This is a genomic window from Rhizobium sp. P1_B8 (assembly GCF_056406515.1).
Genome location: NZ_JBFTZZ010000041.1, coordinates 32,918 through 50,423 on the forward strand (window position 1 = coordinate 32,918; position 17,506 = coordinate 50,423).

At 59.7% G+C, this 17,506-nt stretch carries 20 protein-coding genes; 12 read left to right on the forward strand and 8 right to left on the reverse strand.

Annotated features, from left to right (window positions below; translation table 11 throughout):
* Nucleotides 1–223: 223 nt before the first annotated feature.
* Together AC1D2N_RS32780 and AC1D2N_RS32785 are read left to right on the forward strand one after the other, a co-directional pair.
* Nucleotides 224–2,182, forward strand: coding sequence for an acyltransferase family protein (locus AC1D2N_RS32780; RefSeq protein ID WP_130653159.1), 1,959 nt, complete (start codon nucleotides 224–226; stop codon nucleotides 2,180–2,182).
* A gap of 243 nt (nucleotides 2,183–2,425) precedes the next feature.
* Nucleotides 2,426–3,118, forward strand: coding sequence for a hypothetical protein (locus AC1D2N_RS32785; RefSeq protein WP_130653160.1), 693 nt, complete (start codon nucleotides 2,426–2,428; stop codon nucleotides 3,116–3,118).
* A gap of 177 nt (nucleotides 3,119–3,295) precedes the next feature.
* Here AC1D2N_RS32785 and AC1D2N_RS32790 read toward each other — a convergent pair whose 3' ends face one another.
* Both AC1D2N_RS32790 and AC1D2N_RS32795 read right to left on the reverse strand, forming a co-directional pair.
* On the reverse strand, nucleotides 3,296–4,366 hold the full coding sequence (locus AC1D2N_RS32790; protein ID WP_130653161.1) for a hypothetical protein: 1,071 nt from the start codon (nucleotides 4,364–4,366) through the stop codon (nucleotides 3,296–3,298).
* A 373-nt stretch (nucleotides 4,367–4,739) separates the two neighbouring features.
* The gene (locus AC1D2N_RS32795) at nucleotides 4,740–5,198 is read right to left on the reverse strand and encodes a DUF3237 domain-containing protein (RefSeq protein ID WP_130653573.1); all 459 of its coding nucleotides are present in this window, start codon (nucleotides 5,196–5,198) and stop codon (nucleotides 4,740–4,742) included.
* A gap of 112 nt (nucleotides 5,199–5,310) precedes the next feature.
* Here AC1D2N_RS32795 and AC1D2N_RS32800 point away from each other — a divergent pair, with 112 nt between their 5' ends.
* Nucleotides 5,311–6,168: a LysR family transcriptional regulator gene (locus tag AC1D2N_RS32800; RefSeq protein WP_130653162.1), complete on the forward strand. Its 858-nt coding sequence runs from the start codon at nucleotides 5,311–5,313 to the stop codon at nucleotides 6,166–6,168.
* A gap of 228 nt (nucleotides 6,169–6,396) precedes the next feature.
* Here AC1D2N_RS32800 and AC1D2N_RS32805 read toward each other — a convergent pair whose 3' ends face one another.
* Nucleotides 6,397–6,684, reverse strand: coding sequence for a hypothetical protein (locus AC1D2N_RS32805; RefSeq protein WP_012759154.1), 288 nt, complete (start codon nucleotides 6,682–6,684; stop codon nucleotides 6,397–6,399).
* A gap of 169 nt (nucleotides 6,685–6,853) precedes the next feature.
* Complete coding sequence (locus AC1D2N_RS32810; RefSeq protein ID WP_130653163.1) at nucleotides 6,854–7,138, reverse strand: hypothetical protein; 285 nt, start codon at nucleotides 7,136–7,138, stop codon at nucleotides 6,854–6,856.
* Between the two features lie 283 nt (nucleotides 7,139–7,421).
* On the opposite strand from AC1D2N_RS32810, the gene AC1D2N_RS32815 reads away from it, so the two are divergent.
* Complete coding sequence (locus AC1D2N_RS32815) at nucleotides 7,422–9,170, forward strand: cation:proton antiporter domain-containing protein (protein ID WP_477982759.1); 1,749 nt, start codon at nucleotides 7,422–7,424, stop codon at nucleotides 9,168–9,170.
* 47 nt (nucleotides 9,171–9,217) lie between these two features.
* Here AC1D2N_RS32815 and AC1D2N_RS32820 read toward each other — a convergent pair whose 3' ends face one another.
* The gene (locus AC1D2N_RS32820) at nucleotides 9,218–9,502 is read right to left on the reverse strand and encodes a hypothetical protein (RefSeq protein WP_130653164.1); all 285 of its coding nucleotides are present in this window, start codon (nucleotides 9,500–9,502) and stop codon (nucleotides 9,218–9,220) included.
* 202 nt (nucleotides 9,503–9,704) lie between these two features.
* Here AC1D2N_RS32820 and AC1D2N_RS32825 point away from each other — a divergent pair, with 202 nt between their 5' ends.
* Nucleotides 9,705–10,295, forward strand: coding sequence for a YqaA family protein (locus AC1D2N_RS32825; protein ID WP_018243768.1), 591 nt, complete (start codon nucleotides 9,705–9,707; stop codon nucleotides 10,293–10,295).
* Between the two features lie 78 nt (nucleotides 10,296–10,373).
* On the forward strand, nucleotides 10,374–10,892 hold the full coding sequence (locus AC1D2N_RS32830; protein WP_130653165.1) for a disulfide bond formation protein B: 519 nt from the start codon (nucleotides 10,374–10,376) through the stop codon (nucleotides 10,890–10,892).
* A 74-nt stretch (nucleotides 10,893–10,966) separates the two neighbouring features.
* Here AC1D2N_RS32830 and AC1D2N_RS32835 read toward each other — a convergent pair whose 3' ends face one another.
* Together AC1D2N_RS32835 and AC1D2N_RS32840 are read right to left on the reverse strand one after the other, a co-directional pair.
* A complete protein-coding gene (locus AC1D2N_RS32835) occupies nucleotides 10,967–11,524 on the reverse strand; it encodes an HNH endonuclease (protein WP_011653702.1) in 558 nt (185 codons plus the stop codon).
* 111 nt (nucleotides 11,525–11,635) lie between these two features.
* Complete coding sequence (locus AC1D2N_RS32840) at nucleotides 11,636–12,328, reverse strand: DNA-3-methyladenine glycosylase family protein (RefSeq protein WP_130653574.1); 693 nt, start codon at nucleotides 12,326–12,328, stop codon at nucleotides 11,636–11,638.
* Here AC1D2N_RS32840 and gluQRS point away from each other — a divergent pair.
* The gene (gene gluQRS / locus AC1D2N_RS32845; RefSeq protein WP_130653166.1) at nucleotides 12,327–13,208 is read left to right on the forward strand and encodes a tRNA glutamyl-Q(34) synthetase GluQRS; all 882 of its coding nucleotides are present in this window, start codon (nucleotides 12,327–12,329) and stop codon (nucleotides 13,206–13,208) included. The genes AC1D2N_RS32840 and gluQRS overlap by 2 nt on opposite strands.
* Here the strand turns inward: gluQRS and AC1D2N_RS32850 are convergent.
* Nucleotides 13,173–14,096, reverse strand: a complete 924-nt coding sequence (locus tag AC1D2N_RS32850; protein WP_018243772.1) for a YihY/virulence factor BrkB family protein — start codon at nucleotides 14,094–14,096, stop codon at nucleotides 13,173–13,175. The genes gluQRS and AC1D2N_RS32850 overlap by 36 nt on opposite strands.
* Nucleotides 14,097–14,172: 76 nt before the next feature.
* Between AC1D2N_RS32850 and AC1D2N_RS32855 the strand changes: the two genes are divergently transcribed.
* The 5 genes from AC1D2N_RS32855 to AC1D2N_RS32875 all read left to right on the forward strand — a co-directional run.
* Entirely contained in the window at nucleotides 14,173–15,006 is an 834-nt protein-coding gene (locus AC1D2N_RS32855) for an SDR family oxidoreductase (protein ID WP_130653167.1), read from the forward strand.
* Nucleotides 15,007–15,024: 18 nt separating this feature from the next.
* Complete coding sequence (locus AC1D2N_RS32860) at nucleotides 15,025–15,228, forward strand: twin transmembrane helix small protein (RefSeq protein WP_018243774.1); 204 nt, start codon at nucleotides 15,025–15,027, stop codon at nucleotides 15,226–15,228.
* Between the two features lie 21 nt (nucleotides 15,229–15,249).
* A complete protein-coding gene (locus AC1D2N_RS32865; RefSeq protein ID WP_130653168.1) occupies nucleotides 15,250–15,828 on the forward strand; it encodes a cob(I)yrinic acid a,c-diamide adenosyltransferase in 579 nt (192 codons plus the stop codon).
* Between the two features lie 33 nt (nucleotides 15,829–15,861).
* The gene (locus AC1D2N_RS32870) at nucleotides 15,862–16,647 is read left to right on the forward strand and encodes a rhomboid family intramembrane serine protease (RefSeq protein WP_130653169.1); all 786 of its coding nucleotides are present in this window, start codon (nucleotides 15,862–15,864) and stop codon (nucleotides 16,645–16,647) included.
* A 185-nt stretch (nucleotides 16,648–16,832) separates the two neighbouring features.
* Nucleotides 16,833–17,506 (forward strand): electron transfer flavoprotein subunit beta/FixA family protein (locus AC1D2N_RS32875; RefSeq protein ID WP_477982764.1); only part of this gene is annotated, 674 nt, incomplete at its 3' end.

Consider the following 17,506-nt stretch of genomic DNA (forward strand, 5'->3'; position numbering starts at 1 on the left):
AAGCGGATTTCTTCTTGCCATGATGTAAACTTCACCATGCCGCAGTTTCGTGGATGCTCCCGCCCGAGCTATGTTGCTAATATGTTCTCATGACGAGGCGAGTCAATAACGAAAATGGCCGCCGCACTTGATCAGAAATCCTTTGGGGCCTGCCGGTAAGGGGCATGTCAGGCGTAGAAGGTGTGGTATAGGCCCTTGAGCTAACCACTTTGGACACCCTTTCATGCTAGAGCGGACACCGCCATCAGGGACTTCCGGAAACCGTTTCGGTCTGGACTATCGTCCTGAAATCGATGGCCTCCGCGCAATTTCAGTTGTCTCTGTGATCCTCTATCACTACGGCGTTTCTGCTGCGCGGGGCGGCTTCGTCGGCGTCGACGTCTTCTTCGTTATTTCCGGCTATCTCATAACTTCAATCATCCTGCACGAGATGCGGACTGGAACTTTTTCCCTCGATTTTTATGTTCGCCGCATCAAGAGGATCGTCCCGATCGCGCTTGTCGTGATTTGTGTGGCAAGCCTGGTTGCAGTCGCATTTCCTTCGGTTATCGATCGCCAAGTAACGCTAGAGAGTGCGTTCTTTGCAGCGGCGTCCCTGGCAAATTTCTACTTCTTGGCGGGATCTGGGTATTTTGCCACTGAGGCTTCGTCACAGCCGCTCCTGCATTTCTGGTCTCTGGCGGTCGAGGAGCAGTTCTATCTTGTATGGCCTTTCACGCTGGCGGTGGCCTACGGTTTACTCAGGAAGCCTGCGTATATCGTGCTCTTCACGATTGGCCTCGCAGCATTCAGCTTCGCGCTGTGTCTTCATGCCACGGCCTCAACCCCGAGTGAGGCGTTTTATCTTCCCCAGTACAGGGTATGGGAGCTTCTCATCGGCGCCATGTTGGCACCGGTCCAGCCGGTGAACATTTCCAGAAATATTGCTGACCTGCTGAGGGGAGCAGGCCTTCTGGCGCTAATCGTATGCGTCGGTGTTTACGATGACACGCTTCCGTTCCCGGGTATCTATGCTCTCGCGCCTTGCGCCGCCGGCGCCGCGATCGTCTTTCCTCTCAGCACCCGTGGTCGCATCGACGAGCTTCTGTCCCTGCGTCCTATCCGGTCAATCGGCCTCATTTCCTACTCGCTCTACCTTTGGCATTGGCCCGTCATCGTCGTTTATCGCGGCACTACGGGGGAAGAGCCGGCCGGCGCCATGCTCTTGGCCCTTGTCGCAGGCGTCTTTGCCCTCTCCTATGTCACGTGGAGGTTTGTTGAGATCCCGGCCCGCCGGTGGTCCCCAGTGCCGCTGATGAAGGGTGGTATGTGCGCCGCCTTCGCCACCGTCTTATTCTCAGGCGTCTACGCCTGGACGGCGAATGCTGCAGTCCGCGAATGGACCGCGGAGCGATATATTATCCGAGAGCAAATCAGGAGAGCCGCCCTGTCACCGTCGCCGGCCGTAGGCTTCTTCGGCGATAGCTCATGCCTGACAGGTGTCTATTCGCCGATTGTGTCGACTGAGCTGAGGACCGACGTCGCATCGTACTGCATGTTCGGTAGCGCCGGACCATTCGCGGACGCTACGGCTTTGCGGGTGCTGAGGGAACGACGTGTTCTGCCCCAGACGATTGTCTATATGGTCCACCCTGCCCAACTCGGCCGAGCGGCTGTGGTGACGACGTGGGATGATTTCGCGACGGCAAGCGCTGAGAATAAGGACGGTGTTCTTGATTTGGAAGGTTCCGCCGGTACACGCCTTCAGGGGGCGTTCAGCGACAAGTACAAGACGCCTCGCCAGTTGGTTTCTGAACTGAGGCAGACGGGATCATTGCTCGATCCCAGCGCTGGAGTGCGTGCCCCCGCGCCTGTGCCCTATCGGCTCTCCGCAGCATATCGCTCCTCTCTGCTGCCGCTCGTCGAAGAATTGTCTCACATCGACAGGAGCAGAGTTTATCTTGTGCTTTCCCCGATTCCTGAAGGTGGGGAGGCAGGGGACAGAGGGAAAGCGACCGCCGAGCTGGCAGGCATCCTCGGCATTCCTGTCGCCAATATCGTCGATACGCCGCCGGTGATGGGCAGACAGCTTTTCGCGCAAGACACACACCTCAATGAGCGAGGTCGCGAGGTGTTTAGCCGCGCCCTCGCGCAGTCGCTTGCCAGCGTGTTGACACGAACGCGAGCCCAGCCTTCCTTATAGCGCGACTACGCATCATCTCGAATTGCTCCGGCTCTTGATTTCAATGGCATTCAATGAATACGGGGCACCGTCTCCATCACCAGCTTTACCTCTTGGTCAGCTGGGGACCGGCTTCAGAGAAGGTGATGTCATGCAACTGCGCGAGGCCGAGGTGCCTTTTGGCGGCATGCATTGCAGCGATCGAGCTACTCATGCGATGACTCCCGTCGAAAAGCGTCGGGGGCGATTCTTATGGGGTTATATGTGAAAGCAGCCGGCATCGGCGCCGCGATCTTCGCGTTGCTCGCGATGTTGGTGTTTCCGGTTTGGCAGGCGTGGATCTACCAGTTTCAGACGCTGATATCTGGTCTCGCGGCAGTTGGCGCCGCAGCATTGACCATTGCGAAGATGGAAGAAACCATTCGCGTCATGGAGAGAACAGATAGCGCGAGCGCTGAACGGCATCGCCAACTCGTAAAGCTCCAGCGTAGTCCTGACCAACTGAGAATGGAGCGGGCGCTGCATCCACAAATCGCAGACTTGCAGCACATCCACGCTCAGTTCAAAGCCTTCAATAACGCCCGAAACGAGATAGAGGCGGGAGAAATGACCGACTTCCAGTGGGTAACGGTGGTAGGCAGACGGTACTTCGGCTGTTTTGAAGAAATAACGTCCGTGTTGACGCGAGTGCAGTTTCTGCTCGGCGTTACGCTTTTTGATGGAATTACGACCCGCTACCTCGATCAACTGACTAGGGCAAATGGAATCGTCATTCCAGCACTTCGGCTCCATCTTGGCTACCTCGACGGGGAAATTGCGGACCCAATCTACCCTGATCGTTTTGAGGCGAGTTTCCACGAGATTGAACACGCAATCGTGGACGTTGTCGGGCTGCTGGCAAGGGTCATTGAAAGTCTACAGTTTATGAAGCGCTCCTATGAGGCCGAGGCTGAATAAGGCTTCCGGCGAATTTCCCTTTTAACAAGTTTGGGCTCAACATACCGATTGTGATGGATGCGATAGGTTTGGTGGCTAACCGGTTCGGTAGCCATCTGATTTTCAAGACATTTCTCACGCCCTCCGGGCCTAATAAAAGCGGCAAGCCTGATACCACGGGAAGACGAGGCGATGAACCTACCTGGTTTTCTCAGCTAGGTGTTTGCGAAGCGCGTTTTCTAGGTCTACCGTGAGCGACATTGGCAGGGTCAGTCGAGCGCCGTTCGCGAGTACTTCGAAATTGTATTCGTCCGGCCGCGGCTGTAACACTGTGGACGATTTGCCGCTATGGTGCGACAACACCTCGATGACATGATCTACACCAAACCGTGAGGCGCCAGCTAACGCCCGACCATCGTCTGAAAAGGGGCGAGGCACTGCAAATATTTTGTATGAGCCGGGAAACCACCGGCAGACTATTAGCTGGTCGTCGACATGGGTCATATAGTAGGCGGCGTCAATTTTGCTGCAAGTGTCGCCGACACGGGAAACATTTTCAGCATTCTTGATGGCGTCGCTTTCCGCCTCAGCATCCCAATAGTCACGAAAAACGATTAGCAGACGATCAAAACTCGCAAAGTAGCCACTCTCACATGTAATGAATTCGAATGCGCCGCCAAATCCTTGGTCGAGATGGTGGCCTTGACGATGTTGTTCGAGCAGGTAACGAGCTTGAGCGACCAGTGTGCGTTCGAACAGGGATACACCATTTATCTCCGGGGCGGTGTCTATATCTAGCCTCTCTCGGAATGACTTAGCTCCCGAGCCGCCGACCAAAATCGCGCCGTCCTTCTCCTGCGCAATTTTCTGGAGGTTGTGGCTGATTTCCACCAACCCTCGATCACGCGTAAACGCGTCGATGAACCAAGCTGAAGCCTGATCGCGCGGAAGTCCCGCTCGTTTGCAAATAGCCTGCAAATCCGCCACCGATACAGGCTTATCGAGCGCGGATGCGTATAGATATCGGAGGGCATTTTTAAAATTTGCCATCGGCCCGCTCCACCCGAAGACAAGATAAGGGCCTATTGTGAAAATCTTCCTTGTTAGCCCCGCGACCCAAATACCGATCCCATCCATTTGCTCCGTCTCATTGGGGAGGTTCTGCGTTGGTATCGGAGTATCTTCGTTGATCCTTTTCGAGGTTGTAATCAAGGCGTCCCCGAACGCAAAGTACATCTGTCTCCATTTAAAACTTGCAATCAATGTCATCGTTAGCTCCATCCGGCGCTTCGGTCTCGGGGACTTACAAGAAACCGCCTTTCCTGGCGCCCCCAAAGATGGCGTCGATAGCGACAGTCTCTGCACTTCGGCAAGGCAGGGCCGAACAGGACTGTCTTATCACCGAAGACACGGCGTTATGTGAGACCATCAGCGCGAAAAACATAACAATTTGGTAGATGCTTAGATTGTCTCACAATCTCGCAAACACTTGAAATAATTGCCCCATGGCACATCGGCATGGGGCACCACCAAAATCTTCAAGCTCTTTGTCGGATAGTTCAAGCAACGCAAGCGGACTGCGTCGTCTCGCGTGGACGAGCCCCGCCCGTAATGTGAGAGAGCGGCGAGAACAATATCGTGGTCACAGAACTTCAAAGACTTCGTATTCGACACCGCCCGGACACCTGCCGCCCGTTGCGACCGCGACAATGCTGTTAAGCCAAGCGTGAGCAGGCGCCGCGGTCTCGAAATACGGTGTCGTGCGCAGATAATATTCGGAAGCGTCGACCGTCTCGCCGCGCGCCAAACGCTCGTCGACGGCCTGTGACGCACGCCTTATGCCGCGATAAGTCTTGAGGACGAGCCCCCCGTCGTCGGCGACGAGGAGGAGCCGGACATCTTGATGAAATGTGCCGTCGGCACGAGCGAGCAGGAGATCCGATCCGATCAGCGGCGATACTTCTCCTTTCAGGCGCTCCCCTTGGAAATATCCGCCCGAGACAGGAAAAATGCGCCGGCCGCCGGCTGGCGTCTGCCCAAGCTCCAGCGTCGGATGAAGCGCGATGAAGAGTGTAAACAGGTGCTGAGATTGCAGGGACACAGTAGATCTCCTATTCTTGGCTACCTCCAAATTGCACCAGAGCGTTCCGCCTTCAAAACGCGCTTTGCTTGTCGTCACCGCAAGATAAATTGATCGTGAAGGGAAGCTGATCATGCGACCGTCCTTAGAGTCTCTGCGCGTATTGGAAGCCTGTGTCTCAGCCGGCAGCTTCGCGCGCGCAGCCGATCGCTTGTTTCTGACACCGGCGGCGGTCAGCCTTCGTATTCGCACTCTGGAGGCTGAGCTCGGTCAGCCGCTATTTACGCGCGCCGGTCGGCGAGTGGTCCCGACGGCCGCCGCCTCCGTTCTGGCAAATCGGGTCCGGGAGGCATTAACCGGGATCGGTGACGCGCTCGCAGAATTTCAGGCGGCGACGCCGCCACTCAGGCTCACGGCGCCGCCGACCTTTGCGTCACGCTGGCTTGCACCGCGTCTGGCGCGCTATCCTGCGCCAGAAGCTTCCGTCATCGAGGTCGACGTCTCTGCGGAAATACGTGATCCGGGCGCATTCGACGTCGCCATAAGGACGGGTCGCGGCGGATGGGCCGGGCTGGAAGAATATCGGCTCGCTCCCGTAGAGGTGACGCCGATGCTGTCGCCTTCCCTGCTTGGAACGCGGAAACTTGCCGCGCCGGAGGCGCTGGCTGACTTCGCGCTTTTGCCGCACCCTGATTGGCAGCAATGGTTTAAGGAGGCTCAATGCGCGACCCCGCAGGGTTTGCGCTTTTTGGCGGTCGATTACCCCACGCACGAGTTGGATGCCAATGCGGCGCTGGCAGGCGTGGGTGTGGCGCTGTTGTCGCCGTCGCTGTTTCGGCCGCTTTTGCCCGAGGGCCGGTTGATCGCGCCGTTCCCCTACGTGCTGAGCGGGCCAGCCTGGCATTTTGCGCTCATCCGCTCCAATGACGCGCGCCAGGCGACGCGGCAGCTCTGCGCATGGCTTTGCGAGCAGGCGCGTGAAGTCGCATAATTCCGAACCAAAGATGCTGTGATGGCTTGGGCGGGATGATGGGCGCGGCCGCGCGCTAGCGAAAGACGACACTGCATCACCGCCTCGACCGCCGCCCGTACCCGATAGAATTATTGGCCAAGGTCGCTTTGGCGGCGATCTCAAGTCTCTCCCGAAAAGTCGGATATGAGGCCGTCATATCCCGTTAGGCTGGGAGGCTTGTGAAAATACTCAGCGCCTAAGCGGAGCTTACTTGTTTTTCAGCAGCCACATCTTGCCGGCCATCGTGATGCCGTAGACGTCTTTTGTTGCGTCGTCATCCAGATGCCGCCGCTCCAGAAAACCCGGCTCCTTCAACTCGCCCAGCGTCTTGGCAGTGACCGATTTTATTTTCTGAGGCCGCTCTTTCCACCGGTCAGTTTTTGCATAAGTCACCGTCGCGTTCTCGTGCGTCCATTTATTGGCTGGCTGAGGATAAAGGTCTCCATCCCTGGCGAGTTTAAGTGCGGCGATCTGGGACGGCGTAAGCTCAATCATACTAAAAGATCCTGTGCGGGCGGTGCTTGCGCTGGGAACGCGCTGTTACCAAAGGCGTGCTCATAACACCGACAGACGACTTTCACCACTGCATTGAAATATTCGTGCCACAAAAGGCGAAAACCCGGCTCGTCGGAACGGGGCTTCGTCCTTATCGCACATTTTTTCGTTAATTGCAGCGCCGGACCGTCTTGGTGACCTCGCCTTCGTCGGTCTGTCGGGTGACGCTCCTGGTTTCGCAGCCGTTATCGCGATAGCGGCGGTGCTCACGTTCGCGCACGGCACCGAAAGTGACGCCACGCTCGCTGATGGTGATACCGGGTCGTACCCGCTCGTGACGATAGCCGTCGTCATAGGAACGCTCCCTGACATAGACGCTGTCGGCAAGAACAGGCGCAGCACACGAGCAGACGGCAAGGGCCGCCACAGTACAGTTCAAGATCATCTTTCGCATGTCGTTCTCCTTTCTTGATGAAAGGGCAACGAGGCAAGACACAAGTGGTTCCAACATCGGTGACGGCCCCACCGCGCTACGAAAGAGGGCCGTGCCTACAACGCAACGCATCTTTTTATACCTGAGAAGGACGCTTTAACATTTGGAATTGCAGCATTATTCTATCCTACCCGCCAAAATGAGAGCGAAGGGCCCCGAACAGTAGCCGGTCATCCAAATCAACTGTTTAATTTTGCTTGCGCTTCGTCCAAAGTGGCCGCCGCTATTACCAGAGAGGGCGGACGTGCACCAGGAAGTAGGACTTATCGCGACGGTCGCCGTCAGTTTCGTTTTCGCGGCGGTCCTGGGCTATGCCGCCGACCGGCTTCGGTTGCCGCCACTCGTCGGTTACCTGATGGCGGGCATCCTGATGGGACCGTTCACGCCGGGCTTTGTCGCCGATACCGCCCTTGCCAGCCAGCTCGCCGAGATGGGCGTCATTCTTCTGATGTTTGGCGTCGGCCTGCATTTTTCCGCCTCCGACCTGCTTGCCGTGCGCGGCATCGCCGTGCCTGGCGCAATCGGGCGGATTATCCTCGCCACCCTGTTGGGCATCGGCCTTTGCAAACTCTGGGGCTGGAGCCTCGGCGCCGGCATCGTCCTCGGCCTCAGCCTCTCGGTGGCGAGCACCGTCGTGCTCCTGAAGGCGCTGGAGGAGCGCAATCTCGTCAACGCGGCAAGCGGACGCGTCGCCGTCGGCTGGCTGATCGTCGAGGATCTGGTGATGGTGCTGGCGCTGGTGCTGCTGCCGGCGCTGGCAGAGCTACTGGGTGGTAACGCCGCCGATACGACCAATCACGGCCTCGGCGACCTGCCACTGATGCTGACGATCGGGCTGACGCTGCTGAAGGTGGCGGCTTTMGCCGCCATGGCGATCTTCCTCGGCCCTCGTATTGTGCCCTGGCTGCTGACGATGATCGCCCGCACCGGCTCGCGCGAACTCTTTACGCTGACGGTGCTGGCGATCGCACTCGGCATCGCCTTCGGTTCGGCGGCGATCTTCGGCGTCTCCTTTGCGCTCGGCGCATTTTTCGCCGGTGTTGTCATGAGCGAATCCCAGCTCAGCCACAGGGCGGCGGCCGACTCGCTGCCGTTGCAGAATGCCTTCTCCGTGCTGTTCTTCGTCTCCGTCGGCATGCTTTTCGATCCCTCGATCCTGGTGCGCCAGCCGCTGGCCGTGATCGGCGCACTGGCGCTCGTGATCCTGGGCAAGGGCATCATCACCTTCCTCATCGTCATCCTGCTCAGATATCCGATCAGCATGGGGCTGACATTGGCCGGCGGCCTTGCCCAGATCGGCGAGTTTTCCTTCATCCTCGCCGGGCTCGGCGTCTCACTCGGGCTCCTGCCGCATGAGGGCCAGGATCTGATCCTGGCTGCCGCGATCCTGTCGATCACGCTCAACCCAATCGTGATCTTCGCGACCGACGGCCTTAAGAAATACATCCATTCGAAATGGCCCTCCCTCTGGGAAAGCTACGGCAGGAGCAGGCAGAAGGCGCTCGGCAAAGAACTGGAAAAGATCAGGGCGCTCGGCGAAGAGCGCGAGCGCCAGCATCAACTGAAGATGCAGCAGCTGATCGAGACGTTCCCGCTGTTCTCCGAGGTCGACGAGGACGCGCAGGAGGAGCTGCTGCTGCTCTTCAAGGCGAAATCCGCACCGCCCGGCGAACGCGTCATCCGCCGCGGCGACCGGGGCGATAGCATGTATTTCATCTCCTCCGGCGCGGTGGAAGTGCGGCTCGCCAGTGGCGCGATCCGCCTGGAGCCAGGCGCCTTTTTCGGAGAAATGGCGCTACTGACCGGCGGACGGCGCACAGCCGACGTCATCGCCGTCGACTTCTGCCAGTTCGAGGTGCTCGAACGGCGCGACTTCAATATGTTCATGTCGCACCATCCACATCTGCGCGCCGCGGTTAGCGAAATGGCCCAGAAGCGAACGGAAATGAACGTCCTGCGTCAGCAATGGGAAAAGTCGATGGACCTGTCCTGACGCAAATACCACCGCATTTCAGCGGCAATCACGCTACCGTCATTGCTTCAGCCCGCCGGCCAATAGCCATCGGAGCGGAAATCCTCCGGGATCGGATCGAGCCGCGACAATGTCTCGGCTGCGAAATCGATCTGCAGCGACAAGTATTTAAGAGATGCCAGCATCGGCACGCCGGTCGCGAATTCCCGGATGCGGGACAGACGATAACCGCTCTCGCTGATCCGCCGCGCAGCCTCCCGGCGCACGTCGTCTTTGCTTGGTCCGCGCCGCTCTTCGGACCAGTCATCCATTTGCGCCGCCTGCCCACGGCCGCCTTCAATCACTTTGAACATTCTCTTGCCACCCTGCACGTCGACCCAAACTAGCTTGCCGTAGAATGGCCGATTCGCAATCCCGTGAAATCTTGGGAGAGGCGCCGATACCCCGCATCACGAAAATTTTTGGACGGCGGTGGCAGGAAGGACACGGGCGAGCATTTACAGCGCCGCGCACGGCCCCTAAAGCTCTTTTGCACTGCAACAGGAAGGAAACGGAATGCTCCGCAGACTTTACGACTGGACCATGTCTTTGGCCTCGCGCAAATCGGCTGAAGTCTGGCTCGCCGTCATCGCCTTCGTCGAAAGCTCCGTCTTTCTCGTCCCCGCCGATGTACTCTTTCTGCCGATGGCGCTTGCCAGGCCGGAACGCTCCTATCGCTATGCGTTGATTGCAACCGTCGCCTCCGTGCTCGGCGGCATCGCCGGCTGGGCGCTCGGCTATTACGCCTATGAGACGGTGGCGCGGCCGATCCTGGAATTCTACGGCAAGTTCGAAGCCTTCGAGCAGATGAAGGCCTATGTCACCTACGAGTGGATCCTGCTGCTGCTCGTCACCTCGGGTCTTGCGCATCTGCCGCCGATCAAGATCGTCACCATCCTGTCCGGCGTCATCCACGTCAATCTGGGGCTTTTCATCGTCTCGGCGATCGTCGCGCGCGGCGCGCGTTTCCTCTTCCTCGCCTGGCTGTTGCGCCGCTACGGCGAGCCGATCCGTGATTTCATCGAAAAGCGGCTCGGCCAGATCGTCGGTATCGGTGCCGCCGCCGTGATCGTGTTATATCCCGCCTACCGCTATCTCGCTCACTAGGCGAGAATGATTTTTAGCCGAATAGGCCTGAAATCTGATTTCGCATCTCATGCTCTACCAACGTCGCGGAGTTCCGCCATGACTGCCACTTCCTCGCCGCTCGCCCGCCCCGGCTTTATCTATTCCATGTTGCTGGCCATCGGCATGGCGGCCGCGGTCGGCACCGCGCTCGGCTTCCAGTATATCGGCGGCTATATTCCCTGCGCGCTCTGCCTGTTGCAACGCCAGCCCTATTATTACGCCATCCCGATCGCAATCCTGGCCGCCATCTCCGACCTCGTCGGCCTGCCGAACTGGATCACCCGGGCGCTCATTCTCGCTGCCGGCATGCTGATGCTGGTGACGGCAGGCATGGGTGTTTATCACGCCGGCGTCGAATGGCACTTCTGGCCGGGTCCGGCCACCTGCTCGACGACGGCAAGCAGCATGACGACCAATGCCGGCGATCTGCTTGGTGAACTCAACACCATCAAGGGCCCGTCCTGCACCGATGCGGCGCTGCGGGTGCTCGGCCTGTCTTTTGCGGGCTGGAACGTGATTGCCGGAATCCTGCTCGCCGCCTTCGCCTTTGTCGGCGTTCGCAAGGCGGCCTCGTAAAATTGTCCAGCAATTCAAAGCGCTGCAGCGTCCGTTGCGCGTCTGAAAAGGCGCGCAACGCGTAGGCCGTTCGATCAGGGCTGCAGTTCGGTATCCCAGTAGAGATAGTCGAGCCAGCTTTCATGCAGATAGTTCGGCGGGAACAGCCGGCCGTTATTGTGCAGATCCTGCACCGTCGGCTGATAGGGCTTCTGCGCCGGGAACATGCCTGCCTGCTTCGGAAGCTTGCTGCCCTTGCGCAGATTGCAGGGCGAGCAGGCTGCCACGACATTTTCCCAGGTGGTCTCGCCGCCATGGGCGCGCGGGGTGACGTGGTCGAAGGTCAGGTCGTCATGGGCGCCGCAATACTGGCACTCGAACCGGTCGCGCAGGAACACGTTGAACCGGGTGAAAGCGGGATTGCGGGACGGCTGAACGTAAGTCTTCAGGCACACGACACTCGGAAGACGCATCGAAAAGCTCGGCGAAGAAACCGAATGTTCATATTCTGCTATGATATTCACACGGTCGAGAAATACCGCCTTGATCGCGTCCTGCCAGGACCACAACGACAAGGGGTAATAACTCAGCGGCCGGTAGTCAGCGTTCAGGACGAGCGCCGGCAGGGCCTGTGGGGAGACTGCAATCGTCAAGGGACTCTCCTGATCGATTCGGCATCTGCACCTGTATATTAGGCCGGTTGTTACAGGATTGTGAAGTCCAATAAATTCAGAGGATAAAGGCAATTTGAAGAGTGTTGCCGATCAGCCGATCGGCACCGTGTCACGGCGCATCTTCGTGGCGTAGTAGGCCCAGAAAAGTCGTGCCGCCACCGAGCGCCACGGCGACCAGACCTCCGAAAGCTCAGCAAGCGCCTTCGCCTGCGGCCGTGCTGCAAGACCGAATGCCGCCCCGACGGCATTCTGCAGCGCGACATCGCCGGCCGGGAAAACATCGGCATGGCCGCCGCAAAACATCAGATAGACCTCTGCCGTCCACGGTCCGACGCCCTTCAACGCCGTCAGTTCGCCAAGCGCCTCGCCCGGCGGTTTCAGGCAGAGCCCGGAGAGATCGAGACGGCCGGAGGCGACCGCTTCGGCGATCCGCGACAGCGTCTCGGCCTTGGCGCGCGACAGGCCGAATTCGCGCCATGCCTCGGCGTGAAGCAGTGCGTAACCTTCGGCCGTCAGCGAACCGTCCGCCGGCAGCATGCGCCGCCAGATCGCGTCGGCGCTGGCGCGCGACACCATCTGCGAGACGATGATATGGGCAAGGCCGGCAAAGCCGGGCTCGCGCAATCGCAGTGGAATGGGCCCGGCCTCCGCGACGATCGGCGCAAGACGCGGATCGAGACGAAGCAACGCTTCGAGCCCCTGCCTGACATCGTCTTCGCTGCGGATGATGTGCACTTTGCCTCGCAGTGGTTCAAAAGCCGAATCCATGGCAGAAGAAAGCATGACCACGAGTGAGCGTCAAAAACCCGTCTTTCGTTTTGCGCCGAGCCCCAACGGACCGCTGCATCTCGGACATGCCCTCTCGGCCCTGCTGAACCGCGACATGGCGGAGGCCGAACAAGGCCGCCTGCTGCTGCGCATCGAGGATATCGACCAGGCGCGCTGCACACCTGAGTTCGAGGCCGGCATCCATAGGGACCTCGAATGGCTTGATATCAGTTGGGAAAGCCCGGTGCGGCGCCAGTCGGAACATTTCCCCGAATATCAGGCGGCGTTGCACACGCTGATCGAGCGCGGGCTTGTCTATCCGGCCTTTCTGACGCGCGGCGAGGTGAAGGCGCGCATCGCTGCCTACGAGGCAGCGGGTGAACCCTGGCCGCGGGATCCCGACGGCACTCCGCATTATCCCGCACATGACCGCGAGCGTCCGGCAGACGAATGGCGGGACATGCTGACCTCGGGGAAGAAACATGCCTGGCGGCTCGATATGCGCAAAGCGCTCGACCTGATCGGCGAGCTGCTGTTCTGGACGGAAACCGGCGACGGCAGGACAGGTGAGATCGCCGCCGAGCCCGACGTCTGGGGCGACGTCATCCTGTCGCGCTCGGATGCGCCATCGAGCTATCATCTGTCGGTGGTCATCGACGATGCGCTGCAGGGCGTGACCCACGTCGTGCGTGGGCTCGACCTCTTCCACGCGACATCGGTGCACCGGCTGTTGCAGGTGCTGCTCGGCCTGCCGCAGCCGGTCTATCACCATCATCGTCTCGTTCTCGACGCCGACGGCCGCAAGCTTTCGAAAAGCCAAGGCGACAGCGGGCTTGGCGAATTGCGTGCCCGGGGCATGTCAGGGGCGGATGTTCGCCGCCTTGTCGGGCTCTGATTGCCTTTCGACACGCTCTCTGCCGACGATCGAAAGCGTGTGGGAGAACATCCGGAAGACGCGGAACTTGATCAGCGCCGCATTGATCTCCGCGCCGATGATGAAGATGACGCCGACCATGTAGAGGAAGATCAGCACGATCATGACAGAGGCGAGACCGGCATAGGTTGCCGTATAGTTGGCGAAGGTCGCGAGATAATAGGCAAAGATCAGCGCGCCGGCGAGCCAGAGAAGCAGCGTCAGCAAGACGCCGGGAATGACGTCGAAGACCCGTCGCTTGCCGGCCGGCAGCCAGAGATGCATGACCAGCAGTCCGACCGTCAGAACCACCAGCGTGCCATAGATGCGCCAGCTGAAGACGATATCGAGGGTATCGGCAAACAGCGGAAACCACTTCCTGGAATAATCGAGCGCCAGCGGCAGGGCGACGAGCAGAATGCTGATCGCCGTGAAGATGATGACTGCGATCAGCACGTAGCCCAGGCTGGCGAGACGCGTGAAATACCAGGGCCGCGTTTCCTGCACCCGGTAGGCGCGATTGAGCGAGATGCGCAGCGCCTCGACACCGTTCGAGGCGAAATAGGCGGCCGCCAGCACCGAGATCGTCAGCAGCCCGCCGCGCGGAATGGTCAGCACCTGCAGCACCTGGTCGGCAAGCGGCTTGGCGATCGCCTCGGGCCAGGTGTCGAAGATCAGGTGGATGGCGGTCGAGGAAAACTGATCGGCGCCGAGGAAGCTTGCAAGCGCCGTGCCGAAGATCAGGAAGGGAAAAACCGCAAGCAGGCTCGACAGCGCCACGTGACTTGCCATGGCGAAGCCGTCGTCCTCGACCATGTGACAGATCGCGTCATAGATCACGTCGTAGATCGTGCGCAGCACCTTCAGCATTCCGTCTCCGGCTTTCCAGATTGTATCCTCTGGCCGAATATGGGAAACGAGTCCCATTTTGTACAGGAATCATTCCATGGCGGGAGAGCGCACCATCGTCGTGACCGGATGTTCGTCCGGTATCGGCGCTCATTGCGCACGGGCGCTGAAAGCCGATGGTTGGCGTGTCTTCGCGACGGTCCGCAAGCCGGACGATCTCAAGGGGTTGGAAGCGGAAGGCATCGAAGCCTTCCTGATGGACTATGCCAGGACCGAGACGATTTCCGACCTGGTCGGCGCAGTTCTGGAACGCAGCGGCGGTCGTATCGACGCGCTCTTCAATAACGGCGCCTACGGCCAGCCGGGCGCCGTCGAGGATCTATCGACGGCAACGCTGCGCGCGCAGTTCGAGGCGAATTTCTTCGGCTGGCACGAGCTGACGCGGCAGATCATTCCGCTGATGCGCAAACGCGGAGAGGGGAGGATCGTGCAATGTTCGTCGATCCTCGGCATTGTCCCCTATCGCTTTCGCGGCGCCTACACCGCTTCCAAATTCGCGCTGGAAGGTCTCAGCATCACCCTGCGCATGGAGCTGCAGGGCAGTGGCATCCATGTCAGCCTGATCGAGCCGGGACCGATCGCCACGCGGTTCACCGCCAATGCGCTCGCCAAGATCAAGGAGCATATCGATCTCGAGAATTCGCCGCACGCAGTCGATTACACCAGACAACTGGCGAGACTCGACGGATCGGGGCCGGTCAACCGCCATAAGCTCGGCCCAGAAGCGGTCTATTCCGTGTTGAAACACGCATTGAACTCGAAAAATCCGAGGCCACATTATCCTGTAACGACTCCGGCTAAGCAGGGCATGTTCCTGAAGCGGCTGCTTCCGGCAGACCTCTTCTACCGCCTGATGCGCTGGACGGACTGACTGAGAAAGCTGAACGCCATGTCCACGGTCACCTATATCCTCGCAATCATCGTCATGGGCGTCGTCGCCCTCGTCCTGATCCGCGGTCTCTTCAACATGATGAAGGGCGGCGATGCCAACCGTTCCAACAAGCTGATGCAGCTTCGTGTGCTGTTGCAGGCGATCGCCGTCGTCCTGATCATGCTGACGCTCTGGCTGACCGGCGGCGGCCGCCCGACCTGACCGGACTTCAAGGGGGAAACCATGGTCAAGCTCAACAAAATCTACACGAAAACAGGCGATGACGGCACGACCGGGCTGGTTTCCGGCCCGCGCCGGCTAAAAGACGATCTGCGCGTCGAGGCCTACGGCACGATCGATGAGGCCAATTCCGCGATCGGCCTGGCGCGGCTGCACACGGCCGGCTTGCCTGAACTCGACGCCATGCTGATGTCGATCCAGAACGATCTCTTCGATCTCGGCGCCGATCTCGCCACCCCTGACACCGGTGAGCCACCGACCTACGAGCCGCTACGGATCGCCGAGACGCAGGTCGACCGCGTCGAGCACGATATCGACCGGCTGAACGCCGGGCTGGAGCCGCTGAAATCCTTCGTCCTGCCAGGCGGCAGCCCGGCTGCCGCCCATATGCATCTTGCCCGCACGATTGCGCGGCGCGCCGAGCGTTTGATGGTCGCGCTTACCCGCACCGACGGCGAAATCGTCGGCGAGCCGGCGATGAAATACGTCAACCGCCTCTCCGATTTCCTCTTCGTCGCCGCGCGTCATGCAAATGACCAGGGCCATGCGGATGTACTTTGGGTTCCGGGAAAAAACAGATAGGCTTGCCGCGTTCACGATCGCCGGGGGGCCTTTATGTTCATACCACTTCACGATGCCAATACGCTGAAATATATCAAGGTTCAGTGGGTGACGCTCACACTGATCGCGCTGAATATCGCGGTCTGGCTTTTGACCAGCCTGGAGAGCGAACAGGCAGCCCAGGCGACGACCGTCGGGCTCGGCTACATCCCGGCGATTGCCTTCGGCCATGCGATGCTGGCGCAGGGACTCGAAATCGTGCCGGAACCGCTGACCTACCTCACCTATGCCTTCGTCCACACCGGCTTCTGGCATCTGGCCGGTAACATGATCTTCCTCTGGGTCTTCGGCGACAACGTCGAGGATGCGATGGGACATCTGCGCTTCCTGATTTTCTATCTCGTTTGCGCCGCCGCCGGCGCGCTTTGCCACGGCCTGCTGACCATGACCTCGGAAGCGCCGCTGGTCGGCGCATCGGGGGCGGTCTCCGGCGTCGTTGCCGCCTATGTCTTGCTGCATCCACGCGTCAGGGTCTGGGTGCTGGTGTTTTTCCGTGTGCCGTTGCCCCTGCCGGCCTTCGTGCCGCTGCTTTTGTGGATAGGACAGCAATTCTTCATGCTGGCGATCGCACCTGACGGCGACGTTTCCTGGGGGGCGCATGTCGGCGGCATCCTGGCCGGGGCTTTCCTGATCCTGGTGTTACGCCGACCTGGTGTGCCGCTCTTCGACCGGCAGATCGTCACGCCCCGCGCCGTCAGAAACGACACAGGCGCCGGCCCGGCCATCGCAGCCGCCGCGGACGGGCGGACGGCACAGCGATTTCCCTGGGGCCGTCGCTGACGACAATATTGACGTGAACGTAAACGTCCATATATTGCCGAGGCAAATTGCCTGTCGGCGTCATGGAAGCGTTGAATTTGGAGGAAAAACGCGTATCCATGTCGCCATTCGACAATCGGAGCGGCGCCCAAGCGCGCATTTTCTAAAAAGCCTCTGAAGCCAGTTTCTCCTGAAGGAAGGACCCCATGAAGATACTCGTCCCAGTCAAACGGGTTGTCGACTACAACGTGAAGATCCGGGTGAAGCCGGATGGCACGGGTGTCGAGCTTGCCAATGTGAAGATGTCGATGAACCCGTTCGACGAGATCTCGGTGGAAGAGGCGCTGCGGCTGAAGGAAGCCGGCAAGGCCGAGGAAGTGGTGGTCGTTTCGATCGGTCCAGCCAAGGCCGAGGAGACGCTGCGCACCGCACTTGCCATGGGTGCTGACCGGGCGATCCTGGTCGAGACCGACGATCAAATCGAGCCGCTCACTGTCGCCAAGATCCTCAAGGCTGTGGCCGATGCCGAACAGCCCGGCCTGATCATCGTCGGCAAGCAGGCGATCGATGACGACAGCAACCAGACCGGCCAGATGCTGGCAGCGCTGCTGGGCATGCCCCAAGCGACCTTCGCCTCGAAGATCGAGATCGGTGACGGCAAGGCTCAGGTGACCCGCGAAGTCGATGGCGGCCTGCAGACGATCGAGATCAAGCTGCCGGCGGTCGTCACCACGGATCTGCGCTTGAACGAACCGCGTTATGCCTCGCTGCCGAATATCATGAAGGCGAAGAAGAAGCCGCTCGACAAGAAGACGCCTGATGATTTCGGCGTGTCGACCACGCCGCGCCTCAAAGTCCTAAAGACCGAGGAACCGTCGGG

Coding starts and splice junctions, on each gene's coding strand:
- AC1D2N_RS32810 (WP_130653163.1), bottom strand. CDS start 7,138: ATGCGAAAGATGATCTTGAACTGTACTGTGGCGGCCCTTGCCGTCTGC.
- AC1D2N_RS32805 (WP_012759154.1), bottom strand. CDS start 6,684: ATGATTGAGCTTACGCCGTCCCAGATCGCCGCACTTAAACTCGCCAGG.
- AC1D2N_RS32850 (WP_018243772.1), bottom strand. CDS start 14,096: ATGCTGAAGGTGCTGCGCACGATCTACGACGTGATCTATGACGCGATC.
- AC1D2N_RS32820 (WP_130653164.1), bottom strand. CDS start 9,502: ATGTTCAAAGTGATTGAAGGCGGCCGTGGGCAGGCGGCGCAAATGGAT.
- AC1D2N_RS32780 (WP_130653159.1), top strand. CDS start 224: ATGCTAGAGCGGACACCGCCATCAGGGACTTCCGGAAACCGTTTCGGT.
- AC1D2N_RS32855 (WP_130653167.1), top strand. CDS start 14,173: ATGGCGGGAGAGCGCACCATCGTCGTGACCGGATGTTCGTCCGGTATC.
- AC1D2N_RS32860 (WP_018243774.1), top strand. CDS start 15,025: ATGTCCACGGTCACCTATATCCTCGCAATCATCGTCATGGGCGTCGTC.
- AC1D2N_RS32830 (WP_130653165.1), top strand. CDS start 10,374: ATGACTGCCACTTCCTCGCCGCTCGCCCGCCCCGGCTTTATCTATTCC.
- AC1D2N_RS32800 (WP_130653162.1), top strand. CDS start 5,311: ATGCGACCGTCCTTAGAGTCTCTGCGCGTATTGGAAGCCTGTGTCTCA.
- AC1D2N_RS32825 (WP_018243768.1), top strand. CDS start 9,705: ATGCTCCGCAGACTTTACGACTGGACCATGTCTTTGGCCTCGCGCAAA.
- AC1D2N_RS32790 (WP_130653161.1), bottom strand. CDS start 4,366: ATGACATTGATTGCAAGTTTTAAATGGAGACAGATGTACTTTGCGTTC.
- AC1D2N_RS32840 (WP_130653574.1), bottom strand. CDS start 12,328: ATGCTTTCTTCTGCCATGGATTCGGCTTTTGAACCACTGCGAGGCAAA.
- AC1D2N_RS32865 (WP_130653168.1), top strand. CDS start 15,250: ATGGTCAAGCTCAACAAAATCTACACGAAAACAGGCGATGACGGCACG.
- gluQRS (WP_130653166.1), top strand. CDS start 12,327: ATGACCACGAGTGAGCGTCAAAAACCCGTCTTTCGTTTTGCGCCGAGC.
- AC1D2N_RS32870 (WP_130653169.1), top strand. CDS start 15,862: ATGTTCATACCACTTCACGATGCCAATACGCTGAAATATATCAAGGTT.